The organism is Flavobacterium commune, from assembly GCF_001857965.1.
Lineage (GTDB): Bacteria > Bacteroidota > Bacteroidia > Flavobacteriales > Flavobacteriaceae > Flavobacterium > Flavobacterium commune.
Window position 1 is genome coordinate 2087447 of sequence record NZ_CP017774.1, and the last position, 18148, is coordinate 2105594.

Annotated in this window: 17 protein-coding genes and 1 tRNA gene; 14 read left to right on the forward strand and 4 right to left on the reverse strand. The window is 35.2% G+C overall.

What is annotated here, in order from left to right; all coding sequences use genetic code 11:
- Positions 1–136 precede the first annotated feature (136 nt).
- Complete coding sequence (locus BIW12_RS08685; RefSeq protein ID WP_071184761.1) at positions 137–1123, forward strand: 5'-nucleotidase; 987 nt, start codon at positions 137–139, stop codon at positions 1121–1123.
- A 169-nt stretch (positions 1124–1292) separates the two neighbouring features.
- Here the strand turns inward: BIW12_RS08685 and BIW12_RS08690 are convergent, their stop codons facing one another.
- Positions 1293–2393, reverse strand: coding sequence for a DUF4407 domain-containing protein (locus BIW12_RS08690; RefSeq protein ID WP_071184762.1), 1101 nt, complete (start codon positions 2391–2393; stop codon positions 1293–1295).
- A gap of 230 nt (positions 2394–2623) precedes the next feature.
- On the opposite strand from BIW12_RS08690, the gene BIW12_RS08695 reads away from it, so the two are divergent.
- Together BIW12_RS08695 and BIW12_RS08700 are read left to right on the forward strand one after the other, a co-directional pair.
- Positions 2624–2917 carry a type II toxin-antitoxin system HigB family toxin gene (locus tag BIW12_RS08695; protein ID WP_071186253.1) on the forward strand — a complete coding sequence of 98 codons (294 nt, stop codon included), beginning with the start codon at positions 2624–2626 and terminating at the stop codon, positions 2915–2917.
- A gap of 5 nt (positions 2918–2922) precedes the next feature.
- Positions 2923–3279 (forward strand): helix-turn-helix domain-containing protein, encoded by a 357-nt coding sequence (locus BIW12_RS08700; protein ID WP_071184763.1) that lies wholly within the window; start codon positions 2923–2925, stop codon positions 3277–3279.
- Between the two features lie 75 nt (positions 3280–3354).
- Here BIW12_RS08700 and pckA read toward each other — a convergent pair whose 3' ends face one another.
- Together pckA and BIW12_RS08710 are read right to left on the reverse strand one after the other, a co-directional pair.
- Entirely contained in the window at positions 3355–4944 is a 1590-nt protein-coding gene (gene pckA, locus BIW12_RS08705) for a phosphoenolpyruvate carboxykinase (ATP) (protein ID WP_071184764.1), read from the reverse strand.
- Positions 4945–5019: 75 nt separating this feature from the next.
- Positions 5020–5412 (reverse strand): DUF423 domain-containing protein, encoded by a 393-nt coding sequence (locus BIW12_RS08710; RefSeq protein WP_071184765.1) that lies wholly within the window; start codon positions 5410–5412, stop codon positions 5020–5022.
- Between the two features lie 318 nt (positions 5413–5730).
- Here BIW12_RS08710 and BIW12_RS08715 point away from each other — a divergent pair, with 318 nt between their 5' ends.
- The 3 genes from BIW12_RS08715 (at position 5731) to BIW12_RS08725 (ending at position 9192) form a co-directional block, all read left to right on the forward strand.
- Positions 5731–7089: a saccharopine dehydrogenase family protein gene (locus tag BIW12_RS08715; protein WP_071184766.1), complete on the forward strand. Its 1359-nt coding sequence runs from the start codon at positions 5731–5733 to the stop codon at positions 7087–7089.
- A gap of 223 nt (positions 7090–7312) precedes the next feature.
- Positions 7313–8323, forward strand: coding sequence for a hypothetical protein (locus BIW12_RS08720; RefSeq protein ID WP_157499513.1), 1011 nt, complete (start codon positions 7313–7315; stop codon positions 8321–8323).
- A 167-nt stretch (positions 8324–8490) separates the two neighbouring features.
- Positions 8491–9192: a hypothetical protein gene (locus BIW12_RS08725; protein WP_071184768.1), complete on the forward strand. Its 702-nt coding sequence runs from the start codon at positions 8491–8493 to the stop codon at positions 9190–9192.
- Positions 9193–9388: 196 nt separating this feature from the next.
- Here the strand turns inward: BIW12_RS08725 and BIW12_RS08730 are convergent, their stop codons facing one another.
- On the reverse strand, positions 9389–10777 hold the full coding sequence (locus BIW12_RS08730) for a dipeptidase (RefSeq protein WP_071184769.1): 1389 nt from the start codon (positions 10775–10777) through the stop codon (positions 9389–9391).
- Between the two features lie 112 nt (positions 10778–10889).
- Between BIW12_RS08730 and BIW12_RS08735 the strand changes: the two genes are divergently transcribed.
- The 8 genes from BIW12_RS08735 to BIW12_RS08770 all read left to right on the forward strand — a co-directional run bounded on the left by BIW12_RS08735 (position 10890) and on the right by BIW12_RS08770 (position 18142).
- Positions 10890–10971: transfer RNA gene (locus BIW12_RS08735), tRNA-Leu, on the forward strand.
- A 130-nt stretch (positions 10972–11101) separates the two neighbouring features.
- Positions 11102–11845 carry a deoxyribose-phosphate aldolase gene (deoC, locus tag BIW12_RS08740; protein WP_071184770.1) on the forward strand — a complete coding sequence of 248 codons (744 nt, stop codon included), beginning with the start codon at positions 11102–11104 and terminating at the stop codon, positions 11843–11845.
- Positions 11846–11864: 19 nt separating this feature from the next.
- Complete coding sequence (locus BIW12_RS08745) at positions 11865–13985, forward strand: gliding motility protein RemB (RefSeq protein ID WP_071186255.1); 2121 nt, start codon at positions 11865–11867, stop codon at positions 13983–13985.
- A 545-nt stretch (positions 13986–14530) separates the two neighbouring features.
- Complete coding sequence (gene cyoE, locus BIW12_RS08750; RefSeq protein WP_071184771.1) at positions 14531–15445, forward strand: heme o synthase; 915 nt, start codon at positions 14531–14533, stop codon at positions 15443–15445.
- 2 nt (positions 15446–15447) lie between these two features.
- Positions 15448–16035, forward strand: a complete 588-nt coding sequence (locus BIW12_RS08755) for a cytochrome c oxidase subunit 3 (RefSeq protein ID WP_071184772.1) — start codon at positions 15448–15450, stop codon at positions 16033–16035.
- 42 nt (positions 16036–16077) lie between these two features.
- Positions 16078–17055, forward strand: a complete 978-nt coding sequence (locus tag BIW12_RS08760; protein WP_071184773.1) for a cytochrome c oxidase subunit 3 — start codon at positions 16078–16080, stop codon at positions 17053–17055.
- 18 nt (positions 17056–17073) lie between these two features.
- On the forward strand, positions 17074–17424 hold the full coding sequence (locus tag BIW12_RS08765) for a cytochrome C oxidase subunit IV family protein (RefSeq protein ID WP_071184774.1): 351 nt from the start codon (positions 17074–17076) through the stop codon (positions 17422–17424).
- A gap of 76 nt (positions 17425–17500) precedes the next feature.
- A complete protein-coding gene (locus BIW12_RS08770) occupies positions 17501–18142 on the forward strand; it encodes a hypothetical protein (RefSeq protein ID WP_071184775.1) in 642 nt (213 codons plus the stop codon).
- Positions 18143–18148: the final 6 nt, after the last annotated feature.

An 18148-nucleotide genomic window follows, 5' to 3' on the forward strand; every position in this document is an offset into this window, starting at 1 on the left:
CTACTGTCAAAATCATATTTGTAATAGGTGGAGAACGTGCTCCGCATCAACTTTAGAGTAAAAATATGCTCATCGCAAATCTGCAAACGTTGTGAGACATTGCAAAATAGAACTTTAAACAAATTAAGAAATAATTATGGCATTAGACTTTTCAGAAATATTAGTTGTAGGTGTGTCTTCAAGAGCCTTATTTAACCTTGAAAAGGAAAATGAAATCTTCAAAAAAGAAAATATTGTAGGTTTTAGAAAATATCAATTAGAACATGAGGATGAATTACTTGAAAAAGGAACTGCTTTTCCATTAATTCAAGCATTGTTAAAATTAAATGACTATGTTGACCCAAAGAAACCAATTGTAGAGGTTGTTGTAATGTCAAGAAATAGTCCTGAAACAGGAGTAAGAGTATTAAAAGCAATTAAACATTATAAGCTACCTGTAACAAGATGGGCTTTTTCAGGCGGTGAACCCTTATCTCCTTTTTTAGATGCGTTTGATGTTGACTTATTTCTTTCTAAAGACGAAAAAGAAGTTCAAAAAATAATTGATAATTCAAATTGTGCTACAGCTCTAATCTACGATCCTCCATCGCATTACAATCCTGAGACAGAACGTGTCAAATTTGCATTTGATGCAGATGCTGTAGTTTTTTCAGAAGAATCTGAGCTAATATATAAAACACAAGATTTACAAGCATTCCATAAGCACGAAGAAGAAAATGAGGATGTTCCATTAAATGATGGTCCTTTCGCTGAGTTACTTAAAAAGTTGTCAAAAATACAAGAAAAGCTTCCGATGACAATTGAATTGACCCCATTACGAATTGCAATTGTTACCGCAAGAAATGCTCCAAGTCATATGAGAGTAATCAAAACTTTAAGACATTGGGGTGTATATGTAGACGAAGCTTATTTTATGGGAGGTTTATCAAAAGACAATGTATTAAAGGCTTTTGGAGCACACATATTCTTTGATGATCAAGAAATCCATTTAGATGGTTCGAGTAAAGTTGTTCCTTGTGGCAAGGTATTATATAAATCTGATTCCCCTATGAAAAAATATGACCAAAAAATTAGCACAGAAAAGACACAAGAAATAGAAATTAACGAATCAGATAATAATTAATAAAGTAACAACGATTGCCCATGCTTGTGCATGCGTCCCGCTTGTGCCCGTAAAGCAAAACCATTAAAAGATTGTGAGCACAAGCGTGAAGCTTGCGCCAGATTTTGTAAACAACTATTCACCAAAAAAACACAAAACCCGAAACTTTTTAGTTGTCGGGTTTTGTGTTTTATAAAGTTTTCTTCTGTTTTTCTAAAAAGTTATTGGATTGCAGTTCCAGTAAATTAGTTGCGTTTTTTCGTTGTAAATCATATAATTGCTTGTCCTCGGCAATATCCTGATATACCTTGTCGTGCATGGCTGCACTGGTTTTTACGAGTAAACTTCGTTGGTATTTGTCTTGTTCCAATGTAGTTTTTAAAGCCGTTTCTAAATCTTCTAATTTATAATCGTATTCTCCTTTTGGAGATAACAGTTTGGCAATAATCGGGGAAGTTTCAATAGCCAGAAATAATAACATGATAAAATAGGAAGGTAGTGAGGGTAGTTTACCCAACGCATTAATTCGCGCCATCAGACCGTCAAAACCATCAATGATAGGTTGGGTTTCGGTTACTTTTTTGTCTAAATCCGCCTGAAGCGTTTTGTTCTGATTTTCTTTTTCGGCAATTTTTATCAGATTGTTTTTTCTAATAGTGTCGAGTTCGGCTGAAGCCAAATTATGTTTGGCAATTTTTTCTTTAAACACAGGGCCTTTTCCCAGTTTCATGGTGCCTTTGGTTCCTTCGGCTTCGGTAATATAGGTTTCGTATAAGGTATTGACTTCTTTCTCTTTTTGGGTGATTTCATTCTTTAAAGTGGCAATTTCTGCCTTGTTCTTATCCAAATCCGATTTGAAATAATTAGCCACTTCTTTTTTGTTATTCAAAGCCATGGCATTTTTTTCTTTCAATAAAACCGTGTTGATTTCTTTTTCGAAAATTTTAATTTCCAAAGGTTTCGAAATAACGATAGCGATGATAATTGCCAATACAATTCGGGGTGTGGCCTGTAGAAATTCACTCCCAAAACGCTCTCTTTTTCGAATATTAGAAACAATAAAACGATCCAGATTAAAAATCAGCAAACTCCAAATCACCCCAAAAGCAATTGCGGGATACACACTGTCAAATACGGTAAAAAGTGCATAAGCACTGGCTATAAAAGCCATGACAGCAGTGAAGAAAACCGTTGCGCCAATCCCTACATATTTTGTTTGTTCCCCTTCGGAGCATCCTTCGAGAAGGTTTTTGTCGGCTCCGGAACAGAGGATAAAAAATGATTTTAACATGATTGATTTTTTTAGCTTGTGTATAGATTACAAATTTAACGCCAAAAAACGAATCATAGTGTAAATAATTGATATGTATTTGTTTAAGGGTTTTTCAAATAAAAAAAAGCTGTTCGTTTGGAACAGCTACCAGTTTGCAACTTTGCGGAGCAAGGTGTTTTAGTGTTGAATATTTTTAATAAATATTCCCAATTCGGGAACTTTTGTTATCTTTGTCAAAAATTAAGTCTTTGAGAGTAATTGCAAAGAAAATATTGAGGGATTTTTGGGAAACACATGCAGATTGCGAACAGCAATTAAAATCATGGTTTCAGGAAACCAGCAAATCAGAATGGAAGAATCCAAATGGAATTAAAAAAGAATACCCAAGTGCAAGTATTTTAAATGAAAATCGTGTAGTTTTTAATATCAAAGGAAATAATTACAGATTGATTGTTAAAATAAATTTCGACTATCAAATGGTTTGGATCCGATTTATTGGAACGCATGCAGAATACGACAAGATTAATGCAAATGAAATTTAAAAGCTATGGAAATTAAACCTATAAAAACGGACAAAGATTACAATCAGGCTATAGAAAGACTTGAAGCAATCTTTGATGCAAAAGCTGGCTCAAAAGAAGGGGATGAATTGGAAATATTAGGAATTTTGATTGACCAATATGAGAATGAGAATTTTCCAATTGGCTTGCCTGATCCCATTGAAGCTATAAAATTTCGCATGGAACAACTTGGCTATAATCAAAACGATTTGGCAAATATAATTGGACTTAAAAGTAGAGCAAGTGAAATTTTAAATAGAAAAAGAAAATTATCATTGGAAATGATCAGACAGTTACATGAAAGATTACATATTCCTACTGATGTTTTGATTCAAGCCTATTGAGCCTCCACTTTTACGCAAACATAAAACCCGACATTGATTAGTTGTCGGGTTTTGTGTTTTATAGAAAAAATGGATTTAAACTTCTGGAGCACCAGCAAGGATTTCGTCATTAGCATAACTTTCAAATTTCATGAAATTTTCTCTAAATTTTTGAGCCAATTCGATTGCCTTAGTATCGTATAAGTTTTTGTCTTCCCAAGTGTTTCTAGGATTTAAAATTTCGCTGGGAACTTCAGGACAAGATTCAGGAATAGCCATTTTAAAAACAGCGTGATTGTGATAATTCACATCGTTTAACTGACCGTTTAAAGCTGCAGTAATCATCGCACGGGTGTATTTTAATTTCATTCGGTTTCCGGTGCCATAAGGACCGCCCGTCCATCCGGTGTTGATTAACCACACTTTTACATCGGCATCTTTCATTTTTTTGCTCAACATTTCGGCATATCTTGTTGGGTGCAACGGCATAAACGGCGCTCCAAAACAAGCCGAAAAATTAGGCTGAGGTTCATTGATTCCGGCTTCAGTTCCTGCAATTTTTGCGGTATAACCCGAAATAAAATGATAAGCCGCCTGACCCGGAGTTAAGCGGGCAATAGGAGGCAGGATTCCAAATGAATCGGCAGTCAGAAAAAAGATATTTTTTGGATTTGTACCAATAGAACCCGCTTGGATATTATCGATATGATTAATTGGGTAGCTTACGCGAGTATTTGGAGTGATTGAAATATCGGTGTAATCGACTTCGTTTGTTCCTTCTTTGAAAACAATGTTCTCCAATAATGCGCCTTTTTTAATTGCTCTGAAAATATCAGGTTCGTTCTCTTCACTCAGGTTAACGACTTTGGCGTAGCATCCGCCTTCAAAATTAAAAACAGTGTTTTCACTCGTCCAGCCGTGTTCGTCGTCACCAATTAATTTTCGGTTTGGGTCGGCAGAAAGCGTGGTTTTTCCCGTGCCGGACAATCCAAAGAAAATAGCGGTTTCCCCATCTTCGCCTACATTGGCACTGCAATGCATCGGTAAGGCATTTTTAAAAACCGGAAGAATGAAGTTCAAAGCAGAGAAAATCCCTTTTTTCATTTCGCCCGTATAAGCTGTTCCACCTATGATGATGGTTTTTCGGGTGAAATTTAATATCGCAAAATTCTCATTACGCGTTCCATCTGTTGTAGGGTCGGCTAAGAAACTGGGTGCACAGATAAGTGTCCAATCAGCAGTAAAATGAGCCAGTTCTTTTGCTGTTGGTCTGAGAAACATATTGTAGCAAAATAAGTTTTCCCAGGGTGTTTCAGTAATGACACGAACATTCAATCTGTAATTCGGGTCGGCACATACATGGGCATCTCTGACAAAGATTTCTTTATTCGATAAATAGTTTGTTAGTTTGGTATATAAAGTATCAAATTTTGCCGGTTCAAAGGGAATATTAATGTCTCCCCACCAAACCTCGTTTTCGGTAATACTGTCTTTTACAATAAAGCGATCCTGTGGTGAACGACCTGAAAATTTCCCTGTATTGATGGCTAAGGCTTCAGTAGATGTTTCTGTTCCTTCTCCACGATCTAAGGTCAATTGGTGCAACTCATCCGGACTCAATTGATAGTGTATTTCCGCGTTTTTAATTCCGATATTTTCAAGCGAAAACAAGTTGTTGACAATCATAAGGTGACTTATTTAGTAGTTCTTAGGTTTCTATATTAAAGATAAAACATATATTTTAGTTCCCCTTTTGAAAGCTTAATTTTTATCGGACTTTTTTGTGATATTATACAACAATACCGTCCAGGCACTGATTAATAATAGTCCTCCAATAGGCGTTACAAAACCAATTACTCTAAAATCAATAGGAGTAAGGCCATTTGTGGCTAATAAATAGATGGAACCTGAGAATAGCAGTACTCCAAAAAGTACCAGGTTATAAATAATTTTTTTGGTTTTCGAATTTAAAACAGGCAGTAGCCCAATGAATAATAAAAATAAGGCGTGATACATTTGGTAGCGAACTCCCGTTTCAAATGTGGCCAATTGTTCTATACTGAGTACTTTTTTTAAGGCATGAGCGCCAAAAGCCCCTAAAATTATTGCAATCATTCCGAGTAAAGCCGCTGTAGAAATTGTTTTTTTATCCATTTTTGTTCTGTTTAGGTTCTACACAAAAGTATTCGAAATCAAAGGAAACCAAAAGTTTTTTGGAGGATAGTTTACGGCTTATTGTGCTAAAGTTTTGTGAATTTTTATTTGACAATTAGATTGGTTTTTTACCGCAGATTCGCAGATTTTAATAAAAATTGTAATCGTAAATAAATAGCCTCCAGAGAAATTAATGCAAATAAGTTGGTTTAAAAATAAATCTGCGAATCTGCGGTTATTTTTATTAGATGGTTAATTAATCATTCTCATTTGTGTTAGCACAAACATTTCCTTATTTTTGAGTTATATTTTTCAGCTATGAGAGAGATTTTAATTATTGGTGCAGGTCGATCCGCTTCTTCGCTGATTCAGTATCTTTTGGAAAAATCCCAAGAAGAGCAATTGCATCTTGTAATTGCCGATTTGTCTTTGGAATTGGCTCAAAAGAAAACCAATAATCATCCTAATGCCACTCCAATTGCCTTGGATATCTTTAATGAAAAAGAGCGAAGAGCCGCAATTGAAAAAGCCTCCATCGTAATCTCGATGTTACCGGCACATCTGCATATCGAAATTGCCAAAGATTGCCTGAATTTCAGGAAAAATTTGGTCACCGCTTCCTATATCAGTGATGCGATGCAGGCTCTTGATGCGGAGGTAAAAAAGAACGGACTCATTTTTATGAACGAAATGGGCTTAGATCCCGGAATCGATCACATGAGCGCCATGAAAGTCATTGACGAAATCAGGGAAAAAGGCGGGAAAATGCTTTTGTTCGAATCTTTCTGTGGCGGACTCGTAGCACCGGAATCCGATACCAATCTTTGGAATTATAAATTTACCTGGGCACCCCGCAATGTGGTGTTAGCGGGTCAGGGAGGTGTGGCTAAGTTTATTCAGGAAGGGACGTATAAATACATCCCCTATGATTCTTTGTTTCGACGTACCGAATTTCTGGAAATAGAAGGTTACGGCCGATTTGAGGCGTATTCTAATCGGGATTCTTTAAAATACAGAAGCATTTATGGCTTAGATGATATTCTTACTTTATTTCGCGGAACGATTCGTCGTGTTGGTTTTTCGAAAGCCTGGAATATGTTTGTGCAACTCGGCATGACCGATGATTCTTATGTCATGGAAGATTCCGAAAACATGAGTTATCGTCAATTTATCAATTCGTTTTTGCCGTATCACCCAACGGATTCAGTGGAGATAAAAACCCGTTTGATACTTAAAATCGATCAGGATGATATTATGTGGGACAAATTATTGGAGTTGGATTTGTTCAATGACAAGAAAATCGTCGGGCTTAAAAATGCCACTCCAGCCCAGATTTTAGAAAAAATCCTCAATGATAGTTGGAAACTCCAGCCCGATGACAAAGACATGATTGTGATGTATCACAAATTTGGCTACGAAATCAATGGTAAAAAAGTCCAAATGGATTCCCAAATGGTTTGCATAGGAAAAGATCAAACCTATACCGCTATGGCAAAAACCGTTGGACTGCCTGTTGCCATGGCTACCTTATTAATCCTCAACGGAAAGATTACTACTCCCGGAGTCCAACTCCCAATCCGTAAAGAAGTGTATCTCCCTGTTTTGGAAGAATTGGAAAAATATGGCGTTGTTTTCCATTCGCAAATGCTGCCTTATTTGGGGTATAAATACAGTTGATAATAATTTGGGCGTTTCCCGCCAGATTGCTTCCTCGTTCCTCCTCGCAATCGCGGGTCAGGCTGTACGCTATATCTTTTGCTTTTTAAAGAAAAAAGCAAAAGGATGCCGCTTCCATCCTTAACGCAACTCAGGGGGTAAGATAATTATTTGTAGTTTTTGAATATGCGCTATTGTTTGTAATAATTTATTGATATATTTGGATTCGTATAACGTATGGAGTTTGTCACAGCAATCTATCCACAATGCGGTGGATTGGTCTGATTTTGTTAGACCTAATATACAAGTTACCAGCAAGCATACACTAACTATGGAGAATATAGATAATATTATTGGAAAAAGTAGTCCAATTTCGGACTGGAAAGAGTTTGTTAAGGAAAACTTTCAAAGAGAAGCTGGCATATATTCATTTTTGACAGTCCGTACTTTAGAGATTGAATATAATAATGAAAAATTTGTATATCCAAAAAGAATTGTTTTTGAATCTGGTTATGCACGATCAATAAGAAAGCTTAAAACTGTAGAGACAGTCACTCATTTTAAAAAAACGGTAAAAGTCATTGAAAAAAAAGAAGTTATTCCTTTTGGCTTATATCAAAGGAGGAATAAATACTCTGGTGATTTTTTTGAAATTCTAGCGGACATTATAAAAAGTGATAATTTACAATCATATTTTTCAAATGATTTACTTCCTATAAATGATAACCCTCTTTTTAGTATTGATTCAAAATTGAATTGGCCTTCATACTTACTAACATTAAACACTTCTAATCAAATTTATTCCGAAGAAAGGAATGAGGATATTTCATTCCTTAAAGATATTGCCCAGGAATATGGGTTTCATTTGCCATATACTAAAAGTCTTGAAGAACTTATTTTTATTATATTCCCAATGCCCTATATTAAGATTGTGGAAAATAAAATCAATAAAGATTCTGAAAACGAGAAACTTTATTTGGTATTGGAATTTAATGATACAAGTTTCTTTTATACCCAAAAAAATCTAAACATTAAACTCGAAGCTTTAATTAAGGGTACGAAAGAAGAAGTTCTACTCGATAAAGAGTTTAAACTAGAGTTTAAGAAATCAAAATTTCAGATTGTCGAACTGGACGTTATGAATGGTGGAATTATCAGTTATTCATCTTTAAAAATCAGCATCAATAATGTTATCGTCAGCAAAACATCTGGATATTACATTCGTGATATAAAAATTAATGTAAAAACTATTTAGTTATGGGAAAACTGGTATTTCAAAAACCCCAAGACTATATGGTTCAAGTTAGCATTTGTTCAGTTGATTCATTTTTAAGTTTTAACCCTTTCTCAATTCAACTGACACAAGATAATCTAACAAAAATTCAGAGAGTTTTGGATGAGTAAATTGATTCAGATTTTATTGTGTTTCCTGAGTATACTTATTCACATGATTTAGAACCAATTTACAGAAATTATTCAAATGAAAATAGTACAGTAATTATTGGTGGAAGTGGTTTAGAAACTATTGGTAATGAGTTTTATGCATATTGCCCAATCTTTCTACCTAACCAAGAAATTATCAAGGTTTACAAAAAACATATTACTAACGATGAGCGGATTTTAAGTCAAGGTCAAATTATTGCCTTTCCCAATGAAGTACCTAGAGAAATTAGATTAATTGTAGGTGAAAACGAAATACTTTTTTCTGTTTATGTTTGTTACGATTTTATAATCGAAGCAAAAAATGATAGAGCAGATATTGTATTTGTTCCGCAATATGAAAGTTCTCCACAACAATTTATAAATGAGGGTGATAAAGTGTCTAAGGGTATGAAAAATTTTGTCATTGGAGCTAATAATTCTAATAACAACCAGCGTAGTTTAGGATTCGCAATATTAAATAGCACTATGATAAACGGACTATCAATGCAATCATATCGTAACCAAAATTATGAAAATGCGGGCCAAAAGCTAGATCAACATCATACAACTATATATGATGTCTTAGGTGAGAGAATTATGGTATTTAGATTAAATATTGGGAGACCATATTCCCTCCCTTTTACTTTTTCTCTTGATGATAGTGAGCCAGTATTAATTCCAATAAAAAATATAACAATATAAATGCCTATTGGTAACAGCTAGGGTTTCGTTGCGTGCGAAGCACGAACAATAAAGCCTCTGTTGAACGGAATCGCTGAGATTCCATAACTATGGATTTTTCATACCCCAAATAAAAAATCCGTTCAGTAATGAACGGATTTTATTTCTTTTAAACTTGCTGTACTTTGCGAAAAACTTTGCGTACTCTGCGGTTAAATTATTTTGAAAGCTCCACAAAATATTTATAAAACAACGGAATGGTTTCGATTCCTTTTAGGTAATTGAAAATCCCGAAATGTTCGTTGGGAGAATGTATGGCGTCGCTATCGAGTCCAAATCCCATCAGGATGGTTTTGCTTTTTAGTTCTTTTTCGAATAAGGAAACAATGGGAATACTTCCGCCTGAACGCACCGGAATGGCAGGAATCCCAAAGGTTTCGGTGTACGCTTTATTGGCAGCCTGGTAACCAATGCTGTCAATAGGGGTTACATATCCCTGACCGCCGTGATGCGGAGTTACTTTTACGGTAACAGCTTTGGGAGCAATCGCGGTGAAATGCGTGGTGAATAATTGGGTGATTTCTTCCCAATCCTGATTAGGAACCAGTCGCATCGAGATTTTGGCGAAAGCCTTAGACGGAATCACGGTTTTGGCTCCCTGACCGGTGTAACCTCCCCAAATTCCGTTTACATCCAGCGTAGGACGAATGGCGTTTCTTTCATTGGTAACATAGCCTTCTTCGCCATAAACATCCTTTAAATCTAATGCTTTTTTATACTCTTCGATATCGAAAGGGGCTTTGGCCATTTCGGCTCTTTCTTTTAGTGATAATTCTTCCACCTTGTCATAAAATCCCGGGATAGTAATGCGATTGTTTTCGTCGTGAAGCGAAGCTATCATTTTGCTTAGGATATTGATAGGATTGGCTACAGCACCACCATACAATCCCGAATGTAAATCCCTGTTAGGTCCTGTAACTTCGACTTCAACATAACTCAAACCGCGTAATCCTGTGGTTATAGATGGTTGCTGATTAGAAATCATTCCGGTATCGGAAATTAAAATCACATCATTTTTTAGTTTTGCTACATTGTTTTCGACAAAGCTTTTTAGGTTCACGCTGCCTACTTCTTCTTCGCCTTCAATCATGAATTTTACGTTACAAGGCAAGGTTTTGCTCTGAATCATGTATTCGAATGCTTTGACGTGCATGTACATTTGACCTTTGTCATCACAAGCACCGCGGGCAAAAATAGCGCCTTCGGGATGAATAGCCGTTTTTTTAATTACGGGTTCAAATGGGGGAGAAGTCCAGAGTTCCATTGGATCTGGTGGCTGTACATCGTAATGGCCGTAAACCAAAACCGTTGGTAAATTAGGATCAATTATTTTTTCGGCATATACAATAGGGTAGCCGTCGGTTTCACATATTTCGACTTTATCACAGCCGGCTTTCTCCAAGCTTCGTTTTACCGCTTCGGAGGTGTCAATTACATCCTGGGAATAAGCAGAGTCAGCACTTACAGATGGAATTTTTAATAGTTCAATTAATTCGTTGATAAAACGCTCTTTGTGTTGTTGGATATAATTTGTAATATTTTCCATTGATTATGCTGGGTTTTGATACTTTCAAAAATACAAAAAACAGAATTATAATTTTTTTTAATTTTTTACTTTGAATATTGGAAAGTATCCTTATATTTGCACCCACAATTAAGCGGATATGGCGAAATTGGTAGACGTGCCAGACTTAGGATCTGGTGCCGCAAGGCGTGTAGGTTCGAGTCCTATTATCCGCACAAAAAGCTTCTCAATCGAGAAGCTTTTTTTATGCCTTATATTTTTGTGCTTCACCTAAGCAAGAATGAGTTAGTTAGAAAATTAAATGTATTTTTGTGTTCAAACAACTGCAAATATTCAAAACCATACATGGATATTAGACCTTTTATAGATTCCACTTATTTAAAAACAGCTTCGCAGGCGGCTCTGGATGAAACTCAAAACCAAGTTGTGGTGGAGACTTTTATAAGAGAAGCTGTTGAAGAGCGTTTTAAGCTTATCATGATTCGCCCCGAAATGGTTGCTGTAGCCAAAAAAATAATTTCAGAATCGGAATCGAATCTCCTGATAGGAACTGTAATCGATTTTCCCCAAGGGCAATTAGGTATTGAAGAAAAATTGCGTGAAGCCAATCAGGCGATTGTTGACGGCGCTGACGAATTGGATTTTGTATGCAATTATGAGGCTTTTAAAAATGGTAATGTAGATTTGGTGAAAGAAGAAATTTTCAGAGGAACCCAATTAGCATTGGATAATAATAAAATAATCAAATGGATTATTGAAGTTGCCGCCTTGAGTGATAAGCAAATAATTCAGTTGTCAACTTTGATAAAAAATGTTGTTATGGCTAATTTTAAAGAAGCAGATTATGCTGCTGTTTTTGTGAAGTCTTCAACGGGTTTTTATCAAACTCAAAATAATGCGCCTAACGGTGCTACGATTCCTGCGGTAATTATGATGATTGAAAACGCATCGCCACTTTCGGTAAAAGCGGCCGGTGGAGTTCGAACCTATGAAGATGCGGTGGAGATGATTAAATTAGGCGTCAAACGGATTGGGACATCGGCAGCAAAAGCAATTGTAAATGGAGAAAAAAATCAAAATGAGTATTAAAAGAACGGTTATAAACGATATGAAAAAAATAGTGCCAATTTTATTTTTGTGCTTTTTTACGATTTTGGGGTATTCTCAATCTCAGGATTTGAGTTCTGATGCGGTGTTGAATTCACAACGATTTCCTGTTTTTCCGGCTTGTCAAAATTTAGAAGCAACAGCACTGGAAAGTTGTTTTTATAATGAGGTACAGGAGTTTGTTTTTCAAAATTTTGTTGTTCCGGAAAATTTGGTGCAGAATAATTTCAAGGGAAATGTCAAAGTGCTTTTTGAAGTAGATGCGACCGGGGTTTTTAAAGTGATTTATGTGAATGCCGTTGATGAAAATCTAATTCAGGAAACCAAGCGCGTTTTTACAAAATTCCCTAAAATCACTCCTTCTACTTATAACGGGAAAGCGGAATATTCGAGATATAATATTACCATTGCGATTCCGTTAAAAAGCCCGGCTACATTAGCGGCTGAGAATTTGGCAAAAGCCGATATTCTTAGAAATACTACCCAACAATTGACTGAGCTAGATAATATAGTGTATAAAAAATACAATAATCCGGAGTTTGAAAGTCATTTGAATATTCCTTTTTCGCATAGTTATTATGCGCAATTTGATGGAGCTTTAAACCAGGTGGGGAGTAATAATCATACGGCTTCAAAACCGTATTCTTATGCTGAGGTTGCTAAGTATTACAATTTTAAACAGGAAAACGAGAAGTTAAAGAAAAAGACTTCCGGCTGGTGGACCAAGAAATTATGGAATGAAAATACGGTAGAAATACGAGGGGAAGATTATTGGTTTACCCTGAATCCTGTTTTGGATTTGCAAGTTGGCAAAGCATCAGGAAATAATTCGACGAATACATTTGTCAATACACGAGCCATTAATTTTAGGGGTGGTTTAGGTGATAAATTGAATTTTACAACAACCATTTTTGAAAGTCAGGGGCGTTTTGCGGGTTATTTTAATCGTTATGCCGAGTCGATACAACCCGCTGGAGGAAATCCAGCCATTATTCCAGGCGTGGGAATTGCAAAAGATTTTAAAACTGATGCCTACGATTTTCCTTTGGCAGAAGCCAATTTAACTTTTGCACCGAGTAAATTTTTGGATTTGCAGTTGGGGTATGGCAGGAATTTTATAGGTGATGGTTATCGTTCTTTGTTGGAAAGTGATGGTGCCAGTCCGTATCCTTATTTGAAATTGAATACCAGGTTTTGGAAAATAAAATATACCAATACTTATATGTGGTTAAAGGATGTGCGTCCTGAGGTGACTGTGGATAGAACCTATGCGACTAAATTTATGGCAAATCATTATTTAAGCTGGAATGTTTCGAATAAATTGAATTTAGGTTTCTTTGAATCGGTGGTGTGGACTAATGCGAATGATAGAGGTTTTGATGCGAGTTTTGTAAATCCGATTGTTTTTTATCGTTCGGTAGAGTTTGGTTCTTCTTCCAGATCGGGGAATGCGCTTTTGGGACTGACTTTTAAATACAAATGGGATAACCAAATTAATTTTTACGGACAGTTTGTTTTGGATGAATTCTCGTTGGGTGATATTAGAGAAGGTGATAATAGCTGGAAAAATAAATACGGATACCAATTAGGGGCTAAATATTACAATGCTTTTAATGTGCCAAATTTATTATTGCAACTGGAATACAACAGAGTACGACCTTATGTGTATTCACATTCTGATCCAATAACCAATTATGGTCATAATAATCAGAGTATTGGTCATCAGTGGGGTGGTAATTTTGGAGAATTTATTGCTATTGCACGCTATCACAAGGAAAGATTTTTTGCTGATGCTAAATTTACAATAGGAGTGAGAGGGCTTGATTTTGCTGACTCTGGAGCGAATTCTAATTATGGAGGAAATATTTACCGTGATTACGATTTAGAGCGTTTTGCTAATTCAGGTGTAGTGGTAGGACAAGGAAATAAAACCGATTTTTTTATGGCTGATATTCAGGGTGGTTACCTGATTAATCCATCAACTAATTTGAAACTTTTTGCCAGTTATATTTACAGGGATTTTAATCCAATGCAAAATACAGCTACTGTTTTTAAGGAAAGTACGAATTGGTTTTCTATAGGGGTTCGTTCGGATATATTTAACTGGTATTTTGATTATTGATGATTGAGGGTTTTTAGTTCTAGGTGTAAATTAAATTACTATTGTTTTGAGGTTCAACTGTCCTTAGCTTCCGCAGTCGAGTGTCAAATGTTTGAAGAATGCGCAAAAAGAAAAGCTGTTTGATCCGCCGCGGCGGAGAGTTCTTTTCTTTTAGTATTCGAAAACTAATTTGACCGACGAGGAAGTGTAAGACTTGATTTTTTTGTTTCTTTTTTGATCAAGCAAAAAAGAAAATAGGTAAAACTAATTTTTCTCTTTTAATGAAAACGTCATTGGTTATGTTTCAATTAAAAGTGAGATAGCTTTTTTAATGAAATGTATCGAGAACGCTACTTCTTATAAACTTCTCGATATAATTTTTAATAGTAAAGCTGTCGCATTACTATTAAAAACCACTCGAAGTGGCGGCGCAACGCACTTGGCTAAATAAATTTTCAAGATTTTACTCTAAAAAAACATAATTTTTCTTCAACAATATTTTATGATTAGTTTTTTGCCAAATCCCTTTCGATGAGTTACTTTTGCAGCAGTTTTACAAAAACCTAATGAAAACGGCATTGAGCACAACTACAAATACATTTTCCCTTAAGGCAATTTTTACCGATTTTAAAGAAATCACCAAAGCTGGATTGGCTATTAGTGTGTTGTTTTCTTCTATTGCGGGTTATCTTTTAGGTTTTGATAATGAATTTCCTTTTCAATGGTCGGTTTTATTAATGCTTTGTATTGGTGGTTACTGCATGGTGGGAGCTTCAAATGCTTTCAATCAGGTAATTGAGAAAGATATAGATATTTTGATGGATCGAACTAAAAATCGTCCGGTTCCATCAGGAAGAATGTCTTCAAATGTAGCTTTATTGGTGGCGAGTTTGCTTACATTGGTAGGGCTAACCTTATTATATATGATTAATCCCAAAACAGCCATGTTTGGGGCGATCTCGATATTTTTATATACCAGTGTTTATACGCCGCTTAAAACCCTTACTTCTTTATCGGTTTTTGTGGGAGCTTTTCCCGGTGCTATCCCGTTTATGTTGGGCTGGGTGGCTGCCACAGGGAATTTTGGAATTGAAGCGGGAACTTTGTTTTTGATTCAGTTTTTCTGGCAGTTTCCTCATTTTTGGGCTATTGGCTGGTTTTTGTATGAAGATTATGAGAAGGCAGGGATTTTTATGTTGCCAACCGGAAAGAAAGATAAAGGAACAGCATTGCAGGTAATTTTATATACTGTTTGGTTAATAATCGCTTCGCTGTTACCGTCAATTGGATATACAGGAAAATTGTTTATTTCTCCAGTTGCAGCCGGAATTGTTTTTTTATTGGGACTTTGGATGCTTTATTATGCAGTACAACTTTATAAAATTAGAACTGCAAAAGCCGCCCGAACATTAATGTTAGTGAGTGTTTCGTATATTTCATTATTGCAATTGGTTTATATAATTGATAAATTTTTAAGATAGTTATGGAAGTTACAATGACAGCTGAAGAGCAAAAAGAAAGAACAGCAAGATCTTACAAGTTGATTTTGTTGTTTGCTATGATTAGTATGACGATGATGTTTGCCGGATTGACGAGTGCTTTTGTGGTAAGTAAGTCAAGGGTAGATTGGTTAAAGGATTTTGAGTTGCCAATAGCTTTTTATATTAGTACTATCGTGATAATTGGCTGTAGTGTGACTTTTCATTTGGCTAAAAAAGCAATTCAAAAAGATGATAAATCGCAAACTACAATAATGCTTTTGGCTACTTTAGTTTTAGGTGTATTGTTTGTGGTTTCTCAATTTGTAGGTTTTGGGCAAATTATCGAAAGCGGTTATTATATGACTGGTGAGGGGAGTTCGATTACGGTGACTTTTCTTTATATCATTGCTTTTATGCACTTATTGCACTTGGCCGGAGGCTTAATTTCACTTTTAATTATAATTTATAATCATTTTAAACAAAAATACAATTCGACTCAAACTCTTGGTATAGAACTAGGTGCAATGTATTGGCACTTTCTAGACCTGCTGTGGGTTTTATTATTTTTGTTTTTATATTTCTTTAAATAAGAAAAAAACGTAAATTTGGAAACTTTTTAACGAATAACTTTTATGGAAGCGACAGTTACTACTGCAAATAGTGAAGAAAAAACTTGGGGAGGCGGCAATGAGCCAATGAGAGCAAGTTATGGGAAAATGATGATGTGGTTTTTTATCGTATCAGATGCCTTAACATTCTCGGGATTTCTAGCGGCTTACGGTTTTTCTAGATTTAAATTTATTGAAACTTGGCCTTTGGCTGATGAAGTGTTTACTCACTTCCCATTTTTACACGGAGTTACTGCTCCAATGTATTATGTAGCATTAATGACTTTTATTTTGATTTTCTCTTCTGTAACAATGGTTTTGGCTGTTGATGCGGGACATCAGATGAAGAAAAACAAAGTAATTTTGTATATGTTTTTAACCATTATTGGTGGTTTGATTTTCGTTGGTTCTCAGGCTTGGGAGTGGAAAAACTTCATTCAGGGTGAATATGGTGCTATCGAAACAAAAGGTGGAAGTTTATTGCAGTTTGTTGATAAAGACGGAAAACGTGTAGCATTAGCTGATTTTGCTGCGCATTTACCAGAAGAAAGAGCTCAGTTGTCCAGAAGCAAAGCAACATGGTTTATGGAAGAAGCAGATTTGCCTTCTTATTCAGTTGCTGAAGTACAAGCTGGTTTTAAAGCTCATCCTGATTTATTGATTAGAACAGAAGTTTTAACTGAGAAAAAAGAAAAAACAGTTCTTTCCAGAGCTGAATCAGAAGAAAGATTGGCTCAGGCAGCTTATGTGGTTGAAGGAGCTAATCTAGAAAGAAACGAATACGGAAGTAAGTTATTTGCTGATTTCTTCTTCTTTATTACCGGATTCCACGGATTCCACGTTTTCTCTGGAGTTATCATCAATATCATTATATTCTTTAATGTTCTTCTTGGGACTTACGAGAAAAGAAAAAGTTATGAAATGGTGGAGAAAGTTGGACTATACTGGCACTTTGTTGACTTGGTATGGGTATTTGTATTCACAGTTTTCTATCTAGTTTAATTTTTTAAAGTTATTATTATGTCACACGCACATGAATCAAACACTGCCAGAATCTGGAAAGTATTCGGGATATTGTCAGTAGTTACAATTATAGAGGTTATTTTAGGTATTTACAAACCTGAATCATTAAATTTTAGCCATTTTCTTGGTATGAATTTATTAAACTGGATTTTTTATATACTAACCGTTTTTAAAGCTTATTACATTGTTTGGGCTTTTATGCACATGGAGGGAGAGACTTCCAGTCTTAGATGGTCAGTAGTTTTACCGGTTATTTTTCTTGTCTTATACTTGCTTTTCATTCTGTTGACTGAAGGGAATTATATTTATGGGGTTTTTAAAGATTCAACCATTAAATGGAATTTTTAACACTATATTAATTCAAAAAAAGGGCACGCATTGCGTGCCTTTTTTTATTTTTGCACTTTAAATTAATTTTTCTCTGATGAAAAAAAATATAGTTCTTTTTGTACTCTTTATTCTTCCTATAGTAGCTTATCTTTTCTTTGCTTCAGGCGTTAATAGTTTTACTAAGTTGCCTGTGATTACTCCTAAAGTTGCCAATTTGGGTGACTGGAAATCTTTAAAAGGAGAAAAGGTGAATTTAGATAATAAAATTACTATCCTGGGATTTTCAGGAACTGAAATTTTAAAAAACAGAGGCAATCTTTTTAATTTGAATGAAAAAATATATCAGCGTTATCATGCTTTTAAGGATTTACAGTTTGTGATGGTTTGTCCATTGGGAACTGAAAAAGATATTGAGAACATTATGGATGCTTTTGATGATTTTACCGATGTTTCTCAATGGCATTTTGTTTTTACAACTCCTGAAGAAATTCAATCGTATTACAAGAAACTGAATTTAGAAAGTCAATTGGATGCTAATGTGGGTACTTCTAATGTTTTTATAATTGACAAACAAAGGAATTTAAGAGGTAGAAAAGATCAAAAAGAATATAGAGAAGGTTATAATACTTTTCATCCTTCGGAATTGAGTAATGAAATGTTAGACGATTTCAAGATTATTCTTTATGAGTATCGTGCTGCACTTAAAAAGAATCATAACGCAACTAAAAAGTTGTAAATACTT

What these genes read in the sequence shown, in the direction of transcription:
- BIW12_RS08770 (WP_071184775.1), top strand. Translation starts at nt 17,501, where the DNA reads ATGAAAAAAAATATAGTTCTTTTTGTACTCTTTATTCTTCCTATAGTA.
- BIW12_RS08760 (WP_071184773.1), top strand. Translation starts at nt 16,078, where the DNA reads ATGGAAGCGACAGTTACTACTGCAAATAGTGAAGAAAAAACTTGGGGA.
- BIW12_RS08765 (WP_071184774.1), top strand. Translation starts at nt 17,074, where the DNA reads ATGTCACACGCACATGAATCAAACACTGCCAGAATCTGGAAAGTATTC.
- BIW12_RS08715 (WP_071184766.1), top strand. Translation starts at nt 5,731, where the DNA reads ATGAGAGAGATTTTAATTATTGGTGCAGGTCGATCCGCTTCTTCGCTG.
- BIW12_RS08700 (WP_071184763.1), top strand. Translation starts at nt 2,923, where the DNA reads ATGGAAATTAAACCTATAAAAACGGACAAAGATTACAATCAGGCTATA.
- deoC (WP_071184770.1), top strand. Translation starts at nt 11,102, where the DNA reads ATGGATATTAGACCTTTTATAGATTCCACTTATTTAAAAACAGCTTCG.
- BIW12_RS08755 (WP_071184772.1), top strand. Translation starts at nt 15,448, where the DNA reads ATGGAAGTTACAATGACAGCTGAAGAGCAAAAAGAAAGAACAGCAAGA.
- BIW12_RS08690 (WP_071184762.1), bottom strand. Translation starts at nt 2,393, where the DNA reads ATGTTAAAATCATTTTTTATCCTCTGTTCCGGAGCCGACAAAAACCTT.
- BIW12_RS08685 (WP_071184761.1), top strand. Translation starts at nt 137, where the DNA reads ATGGCATTAGACTTTTCAGAAATATTAGTTGTAGGTGTGTCTTCAAGA.
- pckA (WP_071184764.1), bottom strand. Translation starts at nt 4,944, where the DNA reads ATGATTGTCAACAACTTGTTTTCGCTTGAAAATATCGGAATTAAAAAC.
- cyoE (WP_071184771.1), top strand. Translation starts at nt 14,531, where the DNA reads ATGAAAACGGCATTGAGCACAACTACAAATACATTTTCCCTTAAGGCA.
- BIW12_RS08745 (WP_071186255.1), top strand. Translation starts at nt 11,865, where the DNA reads ATGAAAAAAATAGTGCCAATTTTATTTTTGTGCTTTTTTACGATTTTG.
- BIW12_RS08730 (WP_071184769.1), bottom strand. Translation starts at nt 10,777, where the DNA reads ATGGAAAATATTACAAATTATATCCAACAACACAAAGAGCGTTTTATC.
- BIW12_RS08710 (WP_071184765.1), bottom strand. Translation starts at nt 5,412, where the DNA reads ATGGATAAAAAAACAATTTCTACAGCGGCTTTACTCGGAATGATTGCA.